This window comes from Humibacter soli, assembly GCF_054779035.1.
This window is the reverse complement of record NZ_BAAGYX010000002.1, coordinates 335165-351787: the sequence shown is the minus strand read 5'-3', so window position 1 is coordinate 351787 and position 16623 is coordinate 335165. Positions and strand designations below refer to the sequence as shown.

The following is a 16623-nucleotide window of genomic DNA, read 5'->3' as shown; positions in this document are numbered from 1 at the left end:
GACCTGAAACCCCGAAACCCGAAACTGCGGCAGCCAGCATGGGCATTGCCGCGCCTAGACGCTATCGGCGGTCGAGTTCGGGGGTCATCATGTGATTCGCGCTATATCTGTGCGGCCTCTCAGAGCGGGTCGGCCTACGCGTGGGCCCTGCCTGACATGTGCACCGAATGGGCCATGCGCGCGCGACCTCGTCGTGTTGGGATGACCGCGACATCGGTCAGCCCGCGGCGGCGCAGCACCTCGAGCATCGGTCGTCCAGGAAACGCGACTTCTTGACCACCAGCTCGTGGTCCACCGCTGCGGCGATGGTGGGCGGGTAGTCGGTCACGGACGCTCTACGGCGAGGATCGTCTCCCGCATCATCCGCGCGATGAAGACCTTGTAATCGTCGAGCGACTTGCCGTCGTGCCGCACGAATCGCAGGTAGCTCTCGACGCTCGAGAACACGCAGAACGTCTCGAGCACGTCGTCGAACTCGATGTCGGTGCGGAGCCACCCTTGATCGGACAGGATGCCCAAGACGCGAGCATCCTGCTCCCTGATGCCTGCGAGCACCTCAGCCCGGTATCGAGCCAACTCGGCGTCGCCGTTAGCGCCACTGGTCAACGCGACCCACAGCCCGGCACCTCGGCTGTTGATGCTGGAGAGTGCTGCAGCAGCGAAGTCCGGCACCTGCTCGACGGAGTCGAGGGCGAGTAGCGCCTTGCCGACGTCGAGCTCGAGGATGTCGCGGGATCCCTCTACCCCGAACGACGAGTACTCGCTCGCGGCGCGCAGCAGGTCGGCCTTCGAGCCCTGCTTCTGCACAGTCTCGATCGCGACACCCGCTCGGGACGCGATCTTCGCGAGTGTCGCGGACGCGTAGCCTTCGGCACTGAACACCTCGACGGCCGCCTCCACGACGCGGTGCCGGGTCTCGGTGGCCTGGCGCTGTCTGAGCTCCGAACGGTAAGCGCGCGTTGGGGTATCGGTCATTGACTACGGTTCCATATCGGTGAATACTGTCGCCTGGCATCCAATACTACGAGATGCCGCTGGAGGGGCAGGCACATGTCATCCGTCATCATCGCGACCGTTCCCATCCACGGGCACGTCACGCCGCTCCTCCCCGTTGCACAGCACTTCGCCGAGCGCGGCGACCGAGTGCGGTTCATCACCGGGTCGCGCTTCGCCCGGGTCGTCGAGGCGACGGGCGCCGAGCACATTCCGTTGCCGGCCGAGGCGGACTTCGACGACCGGCAGGACTGGCAGACGGTCTACCCCGAGCGCGCCGGGCTGAAGGGCGCGAAGGCGATTTCGTTCGACCTCGAGCACCTCATCGTGGCCCCAGGACGCGCCCAGTATCAGGGCGTCGTGGCCGCGCACCGGGATGCCCCCGCAGATGTGGTGCTCACCGACACGGCTTTCGCAGGCGGCACGTTTCTGCTCGGCCACCCCGTTGGAGTGCGGCCGCCGATCGTGGTGTGCGGGGTCATCCCTCTCACTCTCTCCAGTCGCGACGTTGCACCGTACGGCATGGGTCTGATTCCGCTCGCGGGCCCGGTCGGACGCGCGCGCAACTCGATACTCGCCACGGTCGCGGCTCGCACGGTATATCCCAGACCGATAGCGCTGGGCGACGAGATCAACCGCGAGCTGCACGGTTCTCCGCTGCCCTTTCTGCTGTTCGACTGGCCGCGGTACGCCGAGGCGATCATCCAGTTCACGGTGCCGGAGTTCGAGTATCCGCGCTCCGACGGACCTGGCACGCTGCACTTCGCCGGTCCGATCTCGGCGACCGGCTCGCACGCACCCTTGCCGGAGTGGTGGGACGAGCTGGATGGCTCGCGGCCCGTCATCCATGTCACTCAGGGCACCATCGCGAACAAGGACTACCGGCAGATCATCGGGCCGACGCTCGAGGCGCTTGCCGAGGATGACGTACTGGTCGTTGCCTCGACCGGTGGGCGCCCGCTCGAGACGTTGCCGCCGTTGCCGGCCAACGCCCGCGCCGCCGAATATCTGCCCTACGACGAGCTGCTGCCGAAGACGGATGTGTTCGTGACCAACGGCGGATACGGCGGCGTTCAGTACGCACTGCGCTACGGCATCCCGATCGTCACCAGCAGCGGCCAAGAGGACAAGCCCGAGGTCGCGGGCCGCATCGCCTGGTCGGGCGTCGGCCGCCGCATCAACACGGAGACCCCGTCGCCCGCTGCGGTCGGCAAGGCGATCCGCACGGTGCTCGCTGACTCTCGGTACCGCGACGCGGCGCAACGGATGGCGGGCAGCATGCGCGAGGCGGGCGGGATGCCGTACCTCGCGTCGATCGTCGATGGGCTCGTCAGCGGGGCGCCGGTGGTGTCGCGGGAGCAGCAGTAGGGACTCGCCCGAAGAAGGGGCGCGGCCAGGCACCGAGAACGAGCACCGCCAACACCGTCTGCACCAGGCCCGATACGAAGTAGACGCCATGCAGCGGCGACCAGACGAGCACGATGGCGATCTCCGCGAAGATCCAGATCATCATGGTCATCCCCGCAGCGGCGTGCACGCCGGGCGCGAGCCGGAATCGACCGTATTGGGCGACGAGCGCGAGTGCCTGGGTGCCGCCGACGACGAGCCCGAGAATGATCCCCGGCCAGAGGTAGGACGAGAAGACGCTGCCCTCGATCCATTCCGTTGGAATGCCGAGACCGCCGCCGATCGTAAGGCCGATCATGCCGACGAGCGCCGAGACGAGGTTGAACCATGCCACGGCGGCGAGCGCGATACGGAGACCACGTGACCCAGGCAGGGTGTGCATGACTCCAGGCTATCGACGCGACGAGTGGATGACCGAGTCGTGCCGATTCATCCGAGACCCGATCGGGATCGACCGGGACGCCTTCCGCCTGTCGGAGGTTCATGCAACCCTCGAACATGACCTCCATTCAGCGCCTCCGCCCCGAAGGACTCGTCGTGAGCCCCGCGTTCAGCCATGTCGCGGTCATCCCGCCCGGCGCCACCACTATCTATGTCGGCGGTCAGAACGCGGTCGACGAATCGGGTGCGCTGATCGGTGTGGATGACGTGGCCGCGCAGGCGACGCGCGCCCTCGCCAACGCGATCACCGCGTTGAATGCCGTGGGCGCGACCGTCGGCGATGTCGTGCAATGGACCGTGCTGCTCGTCGAAGGCGTCGACCTGAACGCTGCCTACGGGGCGATCGCCCGAGACCTTGCGGCGGATGAGCCACCTTTGGTGACTGCTGCCCGCGTCGCGGGCCTCGGGGTTCCTGGCGCCCTGGTGGAGATCAGTGCGGTGGCAGCGCTCATGCGTTGACATCTCGCGTGTCGGCGACACGCGTCGGCCGCGTCAGAAGGCTCGGACAAGGACTGCCTAAGGAGGAGCGGACCGATGAAGGCACGGCTGTATGTGACGAGCGTCTTCGTGGATGACCAGGCGAAGGCTCTGGCGTTCTACACGGAGAAGCTGGGATTCGTGGCCAAGACCGACGTGCCCGTCGGTGAGTATCGATGGCTGACCGTCGTCGGCGCGGATGACCCGGACGGCGTCGAGCTGCTGCTCGAGCCCGACGCCAACCCTGCCTCGCAGGCCTATACCCGAGCGCTCGTCGAGCAGGGCATCCCTGCCGCGTCCTTCGCGGTGGATGACGTCGACGTCGCGCATCGCGAACTGACCGAACGTGGCGTGGTATTCGTGCAGGCGCCCGGCGTCGCCGGCCCCGTGAAGACCACGGTGCTCGACGACACCTGCGGCAATCTCATCCAGCTGGTCAGTCCAGCGTGACGCATCGGGCACCGGCGGGGCGCCGACGCCTGATGCCGAGGTCAGCCGATTACCATGTGCACCTCGGTGACGTGCTGGTCGTCCGGAACCTCTCCCGGCATCGTGAGGTACACGTTGAAGTTGTCGCGCTCGATCGACTGTTCGTTCGCATTCGCGAACTCAATGCCCTCCGATCGCGCGAACTCGTCGATGCGGGTGTGCGCCTCGGTGATCAGCGAGTAAGGACCGACGACCCGGGCGACGACCGTCTCGCGCTCAGGCAGGTCGGTCACCGAAAGCGGCGCATTGACCGTTGTTCCGGGAGCGACGGGGAGCCAGATCGACTCGTCCACATCGCTCTCGCGATACTCGCCGTCGTGCTCGATCACGCCGCCCGGGCCGATGGGCGTGATACCTTGCGCGGCGATCTCGGGCATCATCCTGGCCCAGAGCTGGCCTTCGTCGGAGTAGGTGGGCACGGTGCCACGCAGCGAGACCACGGTCATGGCGGGAACGGTGGCGCGGGAAACGGTGATGTCGTTCATGATGTCTCCTTGACTTCTGATGAGGTGGTCGATGAGGGTGAGCCGTCCCTGCGCGACGCGAAGGTCGGACGCCAGCGTCTCGCGCTGCAGCAGCAGCGCTTGATGGTAGGCATCGGATCCCCGCGCGGCGAGAACGGCGGCGATGGCGGACACCGTGAACCCCACGTCGCGCAGCCGCCTGATGAGCGCTGCCCGATCGAGCTGATCGGCGGTGTACCGGCGATATCCGGTCTGCGCGTCAATCTCCGCGGGCGTGAGCAGTCCCCGCTCGTCGTAGTGACGGAGCATGCGGATGCTCAGGCGCGCCCTTGCGGAGAACTCTCCGATCGAGAGGTACCGGGTGTCGGACATGGCATCAGGTTGTCACCTCACACCGTGTGAGAGTCAAGCCTGTGCATCCAACCCCCGTTTCGACGTCAAAAGATGCGAACGTCGGCGTGCTGGTTCGCAGTATTTGACTTTGAAACGGCGGTTGGGCACGCGGGGTGCGCCCTGGCGCGGGCGGGGCCGCGCGGATACCGTGGCGACATGGCCGCGTCATCGAAGTCGGAGGCGTTCCTCGAGGTCGACGGGCACGAGGTGCGCATCTCGCATCCCGACAAGATCGTGTTCCCTGACCCAGGGCTGACCAAACTCGATCTCGCGAACTACTACGTCGCCGTCGCCGGCGGGGCGCTGCGGGGTGCCGGCGGGCGTCCGATGGTGCTCAAGCGGTTCGTGAAGGGACTCACGCAGGAGCCCTTCTTCCAGAAGCGGGTCCCGGACGGACATCCCGACTACATCGACACCGCCACACTGCGCTACGCGCGCGGCACCTCTGCCGAGGAGGCCGTGCTGCGCAACGCCGCCGGCCTCGCCTGGGTCTCGAACCTCGGATGCCTCGACCTCAACCCGCACGCCGTTCGGGCCGAAGACCTCGATCATCCCGACGAGCTGAGGGTCGATCTCGATCCGATGCCCGGCGTCGACTGGTCGCAGATCGTCGATGTCGCCTTCGTGGTGCGCGAGGTTCTGGATGACCAGGGCCTGGTCGGCTGGCCGAAGACGAGCGGCTCGCGTGGGCTGCACATCCTGGTGCGCATCGCGCCGCAGTGGACGTTCACCGACGTGCGCCTCGCTGCCGAGACTCTCGCCCGCGAGGTGGAGAACCGCGCGCCGGGACTCGCGACCGCCCGATGGTGGAAGGAGGAGCGCGGCGAGAGCGTGTTCGTCGACTTCAACCAGAACGCGAAGGACCGCACGGTGGCATCCGCCTACTCGGTGCGTCCCCTGCCCGACGCCCGGGTTTCCACGCCCGTGGACTGGGACGAGGTGCGGTCACGCCGGCCAGACGAGTTCACCGTTCCGACCGTGCTGCGCCGGTTCGCCGAACTGGGCGATCCGCACGACGGCATCGACGATGTCATCGGCTCGCTCCAAGGGCTGCTCGAGCTCGCCGAGAAGCTCGGTCCCGCCGAGAAGCCACCGCGATCGGATGACGGATCTGGGCGCCGTGTGTCGACGATGCCGCTCATCGAGATCGCCCGCACGAAGACGAAGCCCGAGGCCGTCGCGGCTCTCGAGCAGTGGAAGGCGGGGCATCCGGATGCCGCCGCCCGTCTGCATCCCGCGGACGAACTCGTCGACGGCATGCGCGGCTCGAGCTCCCTCTGGTACCGCGTGCGTGTCAACCTGCAGCACGTGGACGAGGCGGAGCGCCCCGCCCAGGAGGCCCTGATCGCCGACTACGACCCGTGGCAAGGCAGGCAGTGGCCCGGACAGTCGGTCGAGTAGCGCCTCCCGCTACTGCTGGTTGAGGAGCGCGCTGGAGCTGAAAGCGAAGGCCCGGTGGGCCTTCGCCGCGACGCCAGCGCCGAGGCAGCTGTGCTGCCTCGGTTCCCAGAACACGTCTCGAAACCTGGAACAGCGGCAGGGCGGGTTTCGAGACGCGCGCTTCGCGAGCTCCTCAACCGGCGGCGGGAGGGAAGGAGGGCGACGGGGTCAGCGCCCGCGCGCGCCGCCGCCGCCGAAGGCGGCGTAGACGAGAGGGACTGCGGAGACGCACATCAGCACGATGCCGAGAGGCAGCACGTAGGGCAGCAGCAGCACGCCTCCGATGAGGAAGCCCGCGAACAGCACGGCACCGATCGCGCGGCGGATCAGCCGCTCCAGACGTCCCAGTCGACGTTCGATCGGCGGCGTCGTGACGGCGACCGTTCCCTCGTTGACGCTCGTGATGAGCGCATCGATGCGGCCGGGCAGACGCAGAGCGATCCCCGCGAGTGAGACGACCTCCCTTAGGGTCGAGGCGACGACATTGCCGCTCTCCTCGCGAAGCAGTCGCGACGCGTAGGGCTCGATCGCGTCCCACATGTTGAACTCGGGGTCGAGCGAGCTGCACACGCCCGAGGTCAGGGACATCGAGCGGATGACCAACAAGAAGTCCTCGGGAAGCTGCAGCGGCAACGACCGCACCACAGAGCCGAACTCCCGGCCGAAGTCGCGGAACTCACGCTGGTCCACCTTGCGCAGCTGGGCGAAGCCCATGCCGCCGAAGCGTTCGAAGAGCTGCGACATGGCCCGCTCGAGTTCGGCAGTGTCGGAGGTGGGGAGCAGAATGCCGACATCCTGGATGCTCGCCACGAGTCCCCGCCCGTCGCGTGCCGCCACAGCGATGAGCAGCCGCCGAAGCCCGTTGCGCAGCTCGTCGGTGACCTCGCCCATCATGCCGAAGTCGATGAACGTGAGCTGCCAGGCAGGAAGGGAGGTGTCGTCGGAGCCGACTCTGGGCGTCACGAAGACGTTCCCCGGGTGGGGGTCGGCGTGGAAGTACCCGTGCCCGAAGAGCTGCTCGAACATCACCTCGGCGAACACCGAGGCGACCTCGGAAGGGTCGATGCCTGCCGCGCGCAGACCGTCGACGTCGTTGATCTTGATCGCTGCGACATCCGACAGCGTGAGCACGCGGCGCGAGGTGCGCTCCCACACCACAGCCGGAACCGCCACGCGCTTGTCGTCCGCGAACATGGCGGCGAAGCGCTCGGCCCCCGCTGCCTCGTGCAGGTAGTCGATCTCCTCGAGGCTGGTCTTCGCGAACTCGGCGACCAGCGCGCGGGTGTCGACGTGATCCGAGACGATTCGAAGGTGCCTGAGCCATCCGGCCACCCGGCGCAGTGCGGCGAGGTCGACGTCGACGATGGCGTGGATGCCCGGCCTCTGCACCTTCACGACGACTTCTTCGAAGCCGTTGTCGGCGGCATCCCGGTGGGCCAGGCGAGCACGGTGCGCCTGCCCGAGGGATGCAGCGGCCACCGGCGTGTCTTCGAACCAGGAGAACGCCTGCTCGAGCGACACCCCGAGCTCGGCTTCGGCGAGGCGTCGGATCGAGTCGAACGATGCCGGCGGTACCTCGTCTTGCAGCCCGGCGAGCTCAGCGGTGATCTCGGGCGGCAAGACATCGAGCCGTGACGACAGGAACTGACCGACCTTGATCATGAGGCCGCCCAGCTCGATGGCGAGTCCGTGGAAGCGCTGGGCGATCCTGGTCAGCCGAGCCGCGCGGCCGCGCGCCGAAACGCGCTCCAGCCCGATGTTCGGCAGCGCGATCTCGAACCACCAGGTCTGCACCAGGTAGCGCAGCGCGAATCGGATGATCCGGCGATAGCGCGCACGGGTGTCACCGGCCTCAGGGTCTGATTCCGCTGAGGCCGAGCCCGCCGCAGACGGCATCCCTCAGTCCTGAGCGAGGATGGTGTAGAGCTTGCGGCGTGCCTCATCGAGCACGGCAACAGCCTCGTCCACCTGCTCGGGAGTACCGATGCGCTTCACCTGTGCCGCAGCCTGCGCCAGAGCGAATCCCGCCTTGGGCAGCGGACCGACGCCGAGCGGGTCACCCTGAGCGGATGACTCCCACGGCGCCGAGCGATCGGCAGCGGCATCCGCTTCGGCCCTGCCCTCGTCCGTCAGCGAATAGGTCTTACGACCGTCGGCGGCCTCAGCGGTGATCAGGCCCTCGTCGGAGAGGAGCTGCAACGTCGGGTAGACCGAACCTGCGCTCGGCTTCCACGCGCCACCGCTTCGCTGCTCGATCTCGGCGATCAGCTGGTAGCCGTGCATCGGCTTCTCGGCGAGCAGCGTCAGGATGGCTGCGCGCACGTCTCCGCGAGCCATCCGGGGTGCGACGCGCTGCTCGAACATCGAGCGGAACTGGTCGATGACCTCCCCCAGGTTCGGACCGGCACCCCGGCCGCCCTCGAAACCGCGGGCTCCAAAGCCCCCGCCCGTGAATGCACCACTCATGACGCGCCTCCTTGACCTCAGGGACCTTGATAGTCCTGACGATGCATCACGATATATCGTTGGGCGCGCTTTGTCACCGTATTCGACGAGGGATCACCCGCGAGTTCGATGGAGGATCACTCCGCGAGATACTGACCGATCAGCGAAAGATCTGCTGCCGACATCCGATCCGTCGACGTGTTGCGCTGGTGCCAGTACGGGTAGCGCAGGTCCGGCAGCGTCAGGTCGTCGATCAGCTTTCGTTCCTCGTCGCTCAGCGAGAGGTCCGCCGCCGCGAGGTTGTCCTTCAGCTGGTCATCCGTGCGGCCGGCGATGATGAGTGACGTCACCTGCGGACGCCCGAGGGTCCACGCCAGCGCGACCTGGGCGGCGGAGACCCCGTGACCGTCACCGATCTCGACGAGCAACTCGATGAGGTTGTACAGCAGGTCTTCGTCGTACACAGGGGGTTCGGTCCATCCCTGGAAACGACGACTTCCCTCGGGCGCTTCCTCGCCTCGACGGTACTTTCCGGAGAGGAGTCCGCCGGCGAGCGGGCTCCAGACCAGGATGCCCAGACCCTGGTCCATCGCCGCCGGAATGACCTCGTTCTCGATGTCCCTGGTCTGCGGGGAGTAGTGCACCTGTGTGGCGATGGGCTTGGCGAAGCCGCCCTTCTCCGCCGCCCACATCGCCTTGACTGTCTGCCAGCCGGTGTAGTTGGAGATGCCGACGTAGCGAACCTTGCCGGACTTCACGAGGTGGTCGAGGGCCGCCCAGGTCTCCTCGAGCGGGGTGATTCCGTCCCACTCGTGCAGTTGGTACAGATCGATGTGATCGGTCCTCAAGCGCCGCAGGCTGTCGTCGGCGCTCTGGATGATGTGGTGGCGACTCGCTCCGGCCTCGTTCGGCCCGTCCCCCATGCCCATGCGCACCTTCGTGGCCACGATCCAGTCGTCGCGCTTCGAGCCGAGAGCCTCACCCAGGATCTCCTCGCTCAAGCCGAACGAGTAGACGTCCGCTGTGTCGACCGTGTTCACGCCCGCCTCGTGAGCCAGATCGAGCTGACGGCGGGCATCGGACACATCGAGGGTTCCGACCGATGTCGCCCAGCCCCTTCCTCCGTACCCCATCGTTCCGAGGGTGAGCGTCGAGATACGGAGACCAGAGGCTCCCAGGTTTCGATAGTCCATGTACCAGAGCTTAGGAAGATCCCCCCGCTTTCTCGCAGGCGGTCGCGCTCCCGCTGGTCGAGGAGCGGGACGCCGGTGCGCGTCCCCTGTCGCCGGTTGAGGAGTGCGCCGCCGGCGCGCGTCCCCCCTATCGTCGGTTGAGGAGTGCGCCGCAGGCGCGCGTCTCGAAACCGTTGCCCAGCGGGGCGCGGTTTCGAGACGCACGCGGCTACGCCACGAGCTCCTCAACCGGCGACAGGGCCGGCCGCGCGCAGGGCGTCTCGGCACGAGCTCAGGAGGGCGTGAAGCTCGGCGAGCTGGGGAGCGCCGAGCTCGCCGGTCATCGTCGACGCGACTTCAGAGACAGCCGCGGATGCCTCGCCGAGCAGCACTGACGCAGCCGGGGTCAGCACGGTGCCACGTTCGCGTCGTGGACCAGGGTCCGCTGAGCGCTCGATGAGCCGCCGTTTCTCCAGCCCCTGGAGAAGGACGTTCATCGACTGCCGCGAGACGAACGCCCGCCGCGCCAACTCCGATCCGGTCGCGCCAGGCGTATCAGAGAGGGCTTGGAGGCACGCATACTGCGGAACGCTGAGCCCGAGCGGCCGCAGCACCTCGTCCATGCGCTGATGGAGGATCGCCTGCGTCTCCTTCACGAGAACGCCGAGCTGTTCCGCGGTGGGCTGGGTTTCCGCATACTTCATGTCAATAGTTTGACACATGGCAAATTCAGTGTCAGAGTATTGACATACAGTTGATCAATCGAAGGAAGGACATCTCATGTCCACGACAGCAGGACCCGATTTCGTCTCACTCCAGGTGCGTGACCGCGAGGCATCCGCCCGCTTCTACGAGCACACCGTAGGACTCACACGACTGCCGGTACCGAACCCTGCCGCAGCCGTGTTCTCGGCGGGCGGCGTCGCCTTCGCGGTGCGCGACCCGTTCCCCGGTGTCGACCTCGACTCGATCGGCACGCTCGGAGCGGGTGTCGGCATCTGGTTCCACAACGAGGATGCCGCCGGCCTGCACACGCGGCTCGTGAACGCGGGTGTCGCGATCGTCCAGGAGCCCAGCGAGGGGCCGTTCGGACTGCAGTTCTCGTTCCGCGACCCTGACGGGTACGTGATCACGATTCACTCGAAGGCGTGAGGGGCGTTCTCTCCGTCCCGAGGCTCGAGGAGCTCGTTGATCGCCTCGCGCACCTCGGGGTCGGCTTCGGTGAGCACCGACAGGTGGTGTCTCTGTCGGATGCCGCGCGCTGCGCGATCCACGGCGGCAGCGAATTCACTCCGGTTGCCGGCGCGATGCTCTTGGTTGGCCCAGAAGACGTCGATGATCGGATGCCGAGCGTGGCGTGCGGGACCGGGGTCCTGAAGCATGGCTGCATCGCCTCGGAGTCGCGCCAGCGATGTGCGCGCCGCCAGGTGGCGATGGTCGACGCCCGGGGTGCTCAGGGTCTGCTCGGCGCCGCGGAGGTCTCCGATCGACTGCTGCAGGTCGGCTAAAACGGCGGAAAGCTTCGTGAGTGCCAATGTGCCAGGGCCCGCCAGTGGTCGATGAGCAGCGAGAGAGCCGGTGACGACGCTCACGGCTTGCTCGCGCTGCGCGTCGCCACCGAAGAAGAGGGCGAACCTGGCTCGGACCATGACGGCGAGCCACCACAGGTCGTCGTTTTCGGCGTCGGCATCGATGCGGTCGATCCCCTCTGCGGCCGCCTTGTGGTCCAGCCGCCCGAGAGCGAGCACGGCCGGCAGCAGGATCGACGCGTTCTCAAAGAGATGCCCGAGTGTGCCCTTCGGCCACGTGCGATGCCCTGCCCCCGGACTCATGATCTCGGACGCATGCCGATACTGCCCGGCCAGCGCGTAGGCAATCGCCCGGAAGTTGCGGGCGTACGGCGCAGCTGGGTGAGGGTCGCCGACCCGGGCCCATCTCTCCGATTCGGTGAACGCCGCGATCGCCTTGTTGAGCTCACCTGCGAGCAGGTACTGCACTCCGACGGGGATGTAGATGATCGGCAGCACGTCGTCGAAGTTGATCGACTCTCTCGACTCCTCAACCATCAGAATCATGTCGTCGGCGAGGGCCACGCCTTCGTCGGTCCGCCCGAGCATGACGAGCACCCGCAGCCGGAACAAGGCGTCGACAAGCAGATCGTGGGTCGGTGGATCATCCTGCGCCTGAAGCCACTGTCGTGCTCCGCTCACGGTGACGCTGTCCCTGACGGCGTCTGAGCCGCCGAAGAACTCATGAAGGGCTAGCAGGTAGCGCTGCCGCGGGTACTCATCGAACCATTCGGGCGGCACTGCTGCGAAGGCGTCAACCCAGGCATCCGGCTCCGTCAGGCTCACCCTGCCGAAGTACTGGTCGCTGAGCCGCGCGAGGTCATCCCATCGCTTCTCTCGCGTGGCGGCGCGCACGGATGCGGCTTCGTTCAACATCTCCCCCAACTGAAAACATCAGGGCGAGGCGTGAATCCGAACGTGAACAGCGTCGTCGCCGCGCACCTGCTGTCAGCTAGCTTTTCATCTGCCGAGAGGGAACCCTGTCCCTCGAAGCGGTGTCATCGCCCCCAGTTTGGGGGACGCTTAACTTTATGCCCTCTCGGTGACCTCGGCAGCCCGATTCCGTCAACGGATGCCGCTGCGTTCGTGTGCTCGTGCGCCACTGTCACCGGTCGCGCTTAGGGTGCCGGTGTGGCGGAACCGGTGGAGCAGTGGTGGGCGAGGCAGCAGTTCTCGCGCGGCACCGATGTGCCATATCCGGTCGGCACCTACCGAGAGGCATGGGCTTCTTTCCCCGCCTTGATCAGGCAATACCACCCAGATCTGAATCGCGGTTTCACCCTGTCGCAGATTCCGCCCGCAGCTGAGGTGCTGCTGCAGTGGCAGTGCGAGGCTGGGCACATCTTCGTCGCGACACCGGCAGAGCAGCGTGAGCGCCCTGGGCAGCAGCGTCGGCGATCGGCGTGGTGCCCCGAGTGCACGCGGCTGGCGCTCTCGCGTCCGAATCCACGGGTGAGCGTGGTTCGGGATGAGCAGGGTCACGCCTCCGCGACGACGCCGGTTCTCGCACGACCGCCCCGTCCCTCGCGGCCACCCCGGCCGCCCCGCCGCATCTGCGACAAGACGCCCGACCTGCCGCCGGGATCCCCCTTCCTCAGCGTCTGCGCGCCGAAGCCCGCGTCGGCGGTCGAGGCTGAACTCCGGGCAGGTCTGGAGTCCCGGCTCAACCTGACGACGGGACTCAACGCCATCCGCATCGCGCGGCCGTTCTTCGACCACCTCGAGGTGTGGCCCGACATCCTGCTGACCGAGCTTCAGGTCGCGCTCGAGTACGACAGCACCGGACGGCACGGGCTCGAACACGTCGGCAAGCGACAGCAAGCCGACGAGCGCAAGGATCGTGCCGTGCGCTCCGCCGGATGGGAAGTGGTGCGCATCCGCACCGGCCGCCTTCCCACGCTCGGACCACACGACGTCGTCGCGTCCGGCGTCACGAAGAAGACGTACGAGCGGATCATCGACGAGCTCCGCACCATTCGCGGCTCGCTGTTCGTCGACGCCTACCTACGCTGACGCAAGGGCGGCGCCGACGCGAGGGCGGCGCCGGATCAGGCCGCGAAAGCCGACCCTCAGGCACACCGAACGCAGGCGATGCCTCCTCACGCGCGCCGCGCGACAGCCTCGCTGACCCACCGCGCGTAGAGCTCCCACGGGTCATCCACCCCGGCGCGCAGCGCTTCGACGTGCTCCGCGAGCTCCGGCGACAGCTGGAACCATTCGCTGGTGCCGAGCCGCCACTCGGCGAACTGCGCGTGACGCGCGTGCTCGCGCGTGCGGGTGCCTCGCTCCAGCGCGACGAGCTCGTGGTGCCAGAGTTGCGACATGCGCTGCCGCAGGTTGCTCGACGTGCCGATCTTCATGCGGTCGTCGAAGCGGATGTAGTACACGACGTCCACTCGCGGCAGCGGCAGATCGTCGTCGGGGCTGGTGCCGTAGACCCACTCGCACACGGCGCACACCCACCCCGACGGATACCGGATGCCCACCCGCGCCCCGCATGCCGGACACGGGGTCGGCAGCACATCTTCGGCCCCGTACTCCTGGGCGACCCAGTCGGCGCCGACAGCAAGGTGGTGGGTGCAGACCGGGATCGGGGCACCTGCAGCGACGGCGGCGGAGCAGTCCGGAACGACGCACTCCGATGGCTCGTGCATCTCGCGGCCCTCTCTCTTGACCCCTGTTCCGACCAGCATGACAACGGCCTCCGACCCTTACTCGTGGTGGCGACTTCCGACCCATCCTCGTGTAGCGACTTCCGACCCTTACTCGTGTGGCCGGCATCCGACGATCACTCGTGCTCGGGCAGCAGCGGCGCTGACAGCCCGGGATCGCGACCGAGATGCGCGGCCCTCGACACCGAGGTCGCACCGAACCGGTCGCGCACGGCGTCGACGACCGCGTCGAGGCGGGACCCGTCGCCCCAGTCGATCGGCAGCTCCGGCTGCACGCTGTCTGCGTTGCCGAGCTGCGAGAAGGAAATGCCGATCAGGGTGATGCCGCGCTCAGCGATCACGGGTTGGGCGACGGCGAGCAGTCCCTGCGCGACCGTGAGCAGCACAGCGGTGTGATCCGTCGGCGAGCGCAGCGTGCGCGACCTGCTCGCCTTGGCGAAGTCGCCATAGCGCAGGCGCAGAACGACCGTGCGGCACATCCGGTTCTTGTCGCGAAGCCGGCGGGCGAGCCGATCCACGATCTGGGTGAGGATCAATCCGAGTTCCTCGGCCGACCTCGCCTTGGTCCCCAGCGCACGCTGCGATCCGATCGATCCCCGTCTGCGGGTGGTGTCGACGGGCCGGGGGTCCCGAAGCCTTGCCAACGCGTGCAGGTGAGTACCGACCGCCTTGCCGAGGGCTCGCTGGGCGGTCGACTCCTCCAACTCGGCCAGCTGACCGACGGTACGGATGCCCATGCGATGCAGCTTCTCCGCGGTCACCGTACCGACTCCCCAGAGCCGTTCCACCGGGAGTGGGAGCAGAAACTCCTTCTCGCGTTCGGGTTCGACCACGAGAAGCCCGTCGGGCTTGCTCACTGCGCTGGCGACCTTGGCGAGGAACTTGGTGCGCGCCACGCCGACCGAGATGGCGAGCCCCACCTCCGCACGAACTCGCTCTCGCAATCGCACCGCGATCTGCTCCGGCGTGCCCGCGATGCGTCTCAGGCCGCCCACCTCGAGGAACGCCTCGTCGATGGAGAGCCCTTCGACGAGAGGCGTGGTGTCTCGGAAGATCGCGAACACGTCTTTGCTGGCCGCAGAGTAGGCATCCATGCGCGGAGGAACGACGATCGCATCCGGACAGAGGTCGCGCGCCTGGCGGCCACCCATCGCCGTGCGCACCCCGCGAGCCTTCGCCTCATAGCTCGCCGCAAGCACGACTCCACCGCCGACGATGACCGGGCGCCCGCGCAACTTCGGCGCGTCACGCTGCTCGACCGAGGCGTAGAACGCGTCCAGATCGGCGTGCAGCACCGTCGCTTCGCCCCGCATTCCAGCCTCCCGTGACTCGAACGTATCTACGAATCATGACAGGCATCACCGACAAAAGCGCCGGGGACGTCGAACCTGTGGGGAACTCAGGCGACGAAGGTGACCGGCGGTCCGGTCTACGAGTCGGGTCCACTCCGCGGTGCGGCGTTGGTCGCGACCGCGACGGCTTACACGAGCTCAGCGTGCGTGCGGAGGCGCGATGCGCGGTGTGGCGCGGCGGAGATCGCCGGCCGCACGGGCACGGTCCAGTGGCCAGGGGCATCCGATCGCCAGGTGCAGCCGGGGGTGAGTCTCAGGCCGAGGAGCCTGAGCAGAGACGTCACCCAGTCGAGGTCGCGTGCCGAACGCGCGTCGGCGTGGTCGAAGTCGACCAGGAACAGCACGCGCTCACCGTCTTTCGCATGGAACTCGACGTTCCACTGCGCGGCTCCAGCGTCGTAGCTCGCGTCGATCGCGACGACTGTCGTCAAGTCCATGGTCGCCCTTCCTGTGGCCTGCGTTCCCCAGATCGGATGGCAGGGCAGTGTCGCCTCGTGCTTCACAATGGTGGGGACTCGAGTCCCAGGGATGCTTACTGACAAGTCAGTAAGTAAAGTACAGAATAGCGAGCGTTCGGCGAAAAAGGGAGTGTTCGGCATGGCGACTGCGGCGAATGACGATGCGCCCCCGGCGAAGCAGCCTCGCCGGTCTGCACCCCGCGCCCGCACCGAGGCGCGCCGCGAGGCCGTGCTCGAGGCGGCGATGACCGTCTTCGGATCGCGTGGCTACAACAAGGCTGCGCTCACCGAAGTCGCAGAACGCGCAGGGATGACCCACGCCGGCGTGCTGCACCACTTCGGCAGCAAGGAGAAGCTGCTCATCGCCGTGCTGCAGTATCGCGACGGCGATGAGGTGGACGGCGTCGCCGCGCGCGACCAGGTCGAGGGACCCGCGTTCGTCGGACACATCCTCGACACCGTCGACGCCAACACACAGCGGCGCGGCGTGGTGCAGGCCTACGCGGTGCTGTCGGCAGAGTCGGTGACCGAGGGGCATCCGGCGCAGGAGTATTTCCGCGGACGCATGGCGGCCCTGCGCGCGAAGCTGGTCGGCGTGCTGCGCGAGTTCGCGCGGGACGACGTGGCCGACGGCGAGCTCGTCCGGGCCGCCAACGCGTTGATCGCCGTCATGGACGGCCTGCAGGTGCAGTGGCTGCTCGAACCGGATGCCGTGGACATGCCGGGCACCGTCGAGACGGTGCTAAACGAGATCATGGACCGACTCGCATCCGGCACTTCGGCCCCGAACGCTCGCGCGATCGCGGAGGCACTGCTGGCTGAGCGGGAGTGAGAGAGGGCCCCCGCTCACGC

18 protein-coding genes are annotated in these 16623 nt (G+C 67.4%); 7 read left to right on the top strand and 11 right to left on the bottom strand.

What is annotated here, in order from left to right:
• Positions 1–324 precede the first annotated feature (324 nt).
• Complete coding sequence (locus ACYVDN_RS14745) at positions 325–975, bottom strand: TetR/AcrR family transcriptional regulator (RefSeq protein ID WP_460572935.1); 651 nt, start codon at positions 973–975, stop codon at positions 325–327.
• A 75-nt stretch (positions 976–1050) separates the two neighbouring features.
• Between ACYVDN_RS14745 and ACYVDN_RS14740 the strand changes: the two genes are divergently transcribed.
• Complete coding sequence (locus ACYVDN_RS14740) at positions 1051–2361, top strand: glycosyltransferase (RefSeq protein ID WP_460572934.1); 1311 nt, start codon at positions 1051–1053, stop codon at positions 2359–2361.
• On the opposite strand, the gene ACYVDN_RS14735 is transcribed toward ACYVDN_RS14740, so the two are convergent.
• A complete protein-coding gene (locus ACYVDN_RS14735) occupies positions 2324–2782 on the bottom strand; it encodes a hypothetical protein (RefSeq protein WP_460572933.1) in 459 nt (152 codons plus the stop codon). The genes ACYVDN_RS14740 and ACYVDN_RS14735 overlap by 38 nt on opposite strands.
• Positions 2783–2898: 116 nt before the next feature.
• Between ACYVDN_RS14735 and ACYVDN_RS14730 the strand changes: the two genes are divergently transcribed.
• Both ACYVDN_RS14730 and ACYVDN_RS14725 read left to right on the top strand, forming a co-directional pair.
• Positions 2899–3300 carry a RidA family protein gene (locus ACYVDN_RS14730; protein WP_460572932.1) on the top strand — a complete coding sequence of 134 codons (402 nt, stop codon included), beginning with the start codon at positions 2899–2901 and terminating at the stop codon, positions 3298–3300.
• Positions 3301–3375: 75 nt separating this feature from the next.
• Positions 3376–3768 (top strand): VOC family protein, encoded by a 393-nt coding sequence (locus ACYVDN_RS14725; protein ID WP_460572931.1) that lies wholly within the window; start codon positions 3376–3378, stop codon positions 3766–3768.
• A 41-nt stretch (positions 3769–3809) separates the two neighbouring features.
• Here the strand turns inward: ACYVDN_RS14725 and ACYVDN_RS14720 are convergent, their stop codons facing one another.
• On the bottom strand, positions 3810–4643 hold the full coding sequence (locus ACYVDN_RS14720) for a MerR family transcriptional regulator (protein WP_460572930.1): 834 nt from the start codon (positions 4641–4643) through the stop codon (positions 3810–3812).
• A 177-nt stretch (positions 4644–4820) separates the two neighbouring features.
• On the opposite strand from ACYVDN_RS14720, the gene ACYVDN_RS14715 reads away from it, so the two are divergent.
• Entirely contained in the window at positions 4821–6065 is a 1245-nt protein-coding gene (locus ACYVDN_RS14715; protein WP_460572929.1) for a DNA polymerase domain-containing protein, read from the top strand.
• A gap of 207 nt (positions 6066–6272) precedes the next feature.
• On the opposite strand, the gene ACYVDN_RS14710 is transcribed toward ACYVDN_RS14715, so the two are convergent.
• The 4 genes from ACYVDN_RS14710 to ACYVDN_RS14695 form a co-directional block, all read right to left on the bottom strand.
• Complete coding sequence (locus tag ACYVDN_RS14710; protein ID WP_460572928.1) at positions 6273–8000, bottom strand: ABC1 kinase family protein; 1728 nt, start codon at positions 7998–8000, stop codon at positions 6273–6275.
• A gap of 3 nt (positions 8001–8003) precedes the next feature.
• The gene (locus ACYVDN_RS14705) at positions 8004–8570 is read right to left on the bottom strand and encodes a PadR family transcriptional regulator (RefSeq protein WP_460572927.1); all 567 of its coding nucleotides are present in this window, start codon (positions 8568–8570) and stop codon (positions 8004–8006) included.
• 116 nt (positions 8571–8686) lie between these two features.
• The gene (locus ACYVDN_RS14700; RefSeq protein WP_460572926.1) at positions 8687–9742 is read right to left on the bottom strand and encodes an aldo/keto reductase; all 1056 of its coding nucleotides are present in this window, start codon (positions 9740–9742) and stop codon (positions 8687–8689) included.
• Between the two features lie 224 nt (positions 9743–9966).
• Complete coding sequence (locus ACYVDN_RS14695; RefSeq protein ID WP_460572925.1) at positions 9967–10425, bottom strand: MarR family winged helix-turn-helix transcriptional regulator; 459 nt, start codon at positions 10423–10425, stop codon at positions 9967–9969.
• 76 nt (positions 10426–10501) lie between these two features.
• Between ACYVDN_RS14695 and ACYVDN_RS14690 the strand changes: the two genes are divergently transcribed.
• Entirely contained in the window at positions 10502–10873 is a 372-nt protein-coding gene (locus ACYVDN_RS14690; RefSeq protein WP_460572924.1) for a VOC family protein, read from the top strand.
• Here ACYVDN_RS14690 and ACYVDN_RS14685 read toward each other — a convergent pair.
• Positions 10858–12165 carry a hypothetical protein gene (locus tag ACYVDN_RS14685; protein WP_460572923.1) on the bottom strand — a complete coding sequence of 436 codons (1308 nt, stop codon included), beginning with the start codon at positions 12163–12165 and terminating at the stop codon, positions 10858–10860. The genes ACYVDN_RS14690 and ACYVDN_RS14685 overlap by 16 nt on opposite strands.
• Positions 12166–12420: 255 nt before the next feature.
• Between ACYVDN_RS14685 and ACYVDN_RS14680 the strand changes: the two genes are divergently transcribed.
• On the top strand, positions 12421–13302 hold the full coding sequence (locus tag ACYVDN_RS14680; protein WP_460572922.1) for a zinc-ribbon domain-containing protein: 882 nt from the start codon (positions 12421–12423) through the stop codon (positions 13300–13302).
• Positions 13303–13388: 86 nt separating this feature from the next.
• Here ACYVDN_RS14680 and ACYVDN_RS14675 read toward each other — a convergent pair whose 3' ends face one another.
• The 3 genes from ACYVDN_RS14675 to ACYVDN_RS14665 all read right to left on the bottom strand — a co-directional run bounded on the left by ACYVDN_RS14675 (position 13389) and on the right by ACYVDN_RS14665 (position 15750).
• A complete protein-coding gene (locus ACYVDN_RS14675) occupies positions 13389–13982 on the bottom strand; it encodes a GIY-YIG nuclease family protein (protein ID WP_460572921.1) in 594 nt (197 codons plus the stop codon).
• Between the two features lie 95 nt (positions 13983–14077).
• Positions 14078–15274, bottom strand: a complete 1197-nt coding sequence (gene dinB, locus ACYVDN_RS14670) for a DNA polymerase IV (RefSeq protein ID WP_460572920.1) — start codon at positions 15272–15274, stop codon at positions 14078–14080.
• A 167-nt stretch (positions 15275–15441) separates the two neighbouring features.
• A complete protein-coding gene (locus ACYVDN_RS14665) occupies positions 15442–15750 on the bottom strand; it encodes a hypothetical protein (protein ID WP_460572919.1) in 309 nt (102 codons plus the stop codon).
• Between the two features lie 91 nt (positions 15751–15841).
• Between ACYVDN_RS14665 and ACYVDN_RS14660 the strand changes: the two genes are divergently transcribed.
• Positions 15842–16603, top strand: a complete 762-nt coding sequence (locus tag ACYVDN_RS14660; RefSeq protein ID WP_460572918.1) for a TetR/AcrR family transcriptional regulator — start codon at positions 15842–15844, stop codon at positions 16601–16603.
• Positions 16604–16623: the final 20 nt, after the last annotated feature.

What these genes read in the sequence shown, in the direction of transcription:
- ACYVDN_RS14745 (WP_460572935.1), bottom strand. Translation starts at nt 975, where the DNA reads ATGACCGATACCCCAACGCGCGCTTACCGTTCGGAGCTCAGACAGCGC.
- ACYVDN_RS14740 (WP_460572934.1), top strand. Translation starts at nt 1,051, where the DNA reads ATGTCATCCGTCATCATCGCGACCGTTCCCATCCACGGGCACGTCACG.
- ACYVDN_RS14735 (WP_460572933.1), bottom strand. Translation starts at nt 2,782, where the DNA reads ATGCACACCCTGCCTGGGTCACGTGGTCTCCGTATCGCGCTCGCCGCC.
- ACYVDN_RS14730 (WP_460572932.1), top strand. Translation starts at nt 2,899, where the DNA reads ATGACCTCCATTCAGCGCCTCCGCCCCGAAGGACTCGTCGTGAGCCCC.
- ACYVDN_RS14725 (WP_460572931.1), top strand. Translation starts at nt 3,376, where the DNA reads ATGAAGGCACGGCTGTATGTGACGAGCGTCTTCGTGGATGACCAGGCG.
- ACYVDN_RS14720 (WP_460572930.1), bottom strand. Translation starts at nt 4,643, where the DNA reads ATGTCCGACACCCGGTACCTCTCGATCGGAGAGTTCTCCGCAAGGGCG.
- ACYVDN_RS14715 (WP_460572929.1), top strand. Translation starts at nt 4,821, where the DNA reads ATGGCCGCGTCATCGAAGTCGGAGGCGTTCCTCGAGGTCGACGGGCAC.
- ACYVDN_RS14710 (WP_460572928.1), bottom strand. Translation starts at nt 8,000, where the DNA reads ATGCCGTCTGCGGCGGGCTCGGCCTCAGCGGAATCAGACCCTGAGGCC.
- ACYVDN_RS14705 (WP_460572927.1), bottom strand. Translation starts at nt 8,570, where the DNA reads ATGAGTGGTGCATTCACGGGCGGGGGCTTTGGAGCCCGCGGTTTCGAG.
- ACYVDN_RS14700 (WP_460572926.1), bottom strand. Translation starts at nt 9,742, where the DNA reads ATGGACTATCGAAACCTGGGAGCCTCTGGTCTCCGTATCTCGACGCTC.
- ACYVDN_RS14695 (WP_460572925.1), bottom strand. Translation starts at nt 10,425, where the DNA reads ATGAAGTATGCGGAAACCCAGCCCACCGCGGAACAGCTCGGCGTTCTC.
- ACYVDN_RS14690 (WP_460572924.1), top strand. Translation starts at nt 10,502, where the DNA reads ATGTCCACGACAGCAGGACCCGATTTCGTCTCACTCCAGGTGCGTGAC.
- ACYVDN_RS14685 (WP_460572923.1), bottom strand. Translation starts at nt 12,165, where the DNA reads ATGTTGAACGAAGCCGCATCCGTGCGCGCCGCCACGCGAGAGAAGCGA.
- ACYVDN_RS14675 (WP_460572921.1), bottom strand. Translation starts at nt 13,982, where the DNA reads ATGCTGGTCGGAACAGGGGTCAAGAGAGAGGGCCGCGAGATGCACGAG.
- dinB (WP_460572920.1), bottom strand. Translation starts at nt 15,274, where the DNA reads ATGCGGGGCGAAGCGACGGTGCTGCACGCCGATCTGGACGCGTTCTAC.
- ACYVDN_RS14665 (WP_460572919.1), bottom strand. Translation starts at nt 15,750, where the DNA reads ATGGACTTGACGACAGTCGTCGCGATCGACGCGAGCTACGACGCTGGA.
- ACYVDN_RS14660 (WP_460572918.1), top strand. Translation starts at nt 15,842, where the DNA reads ATGCTTACTGACAAGTCAGTAAGTAAAGTACAGAATAGCGAGCGTTCG.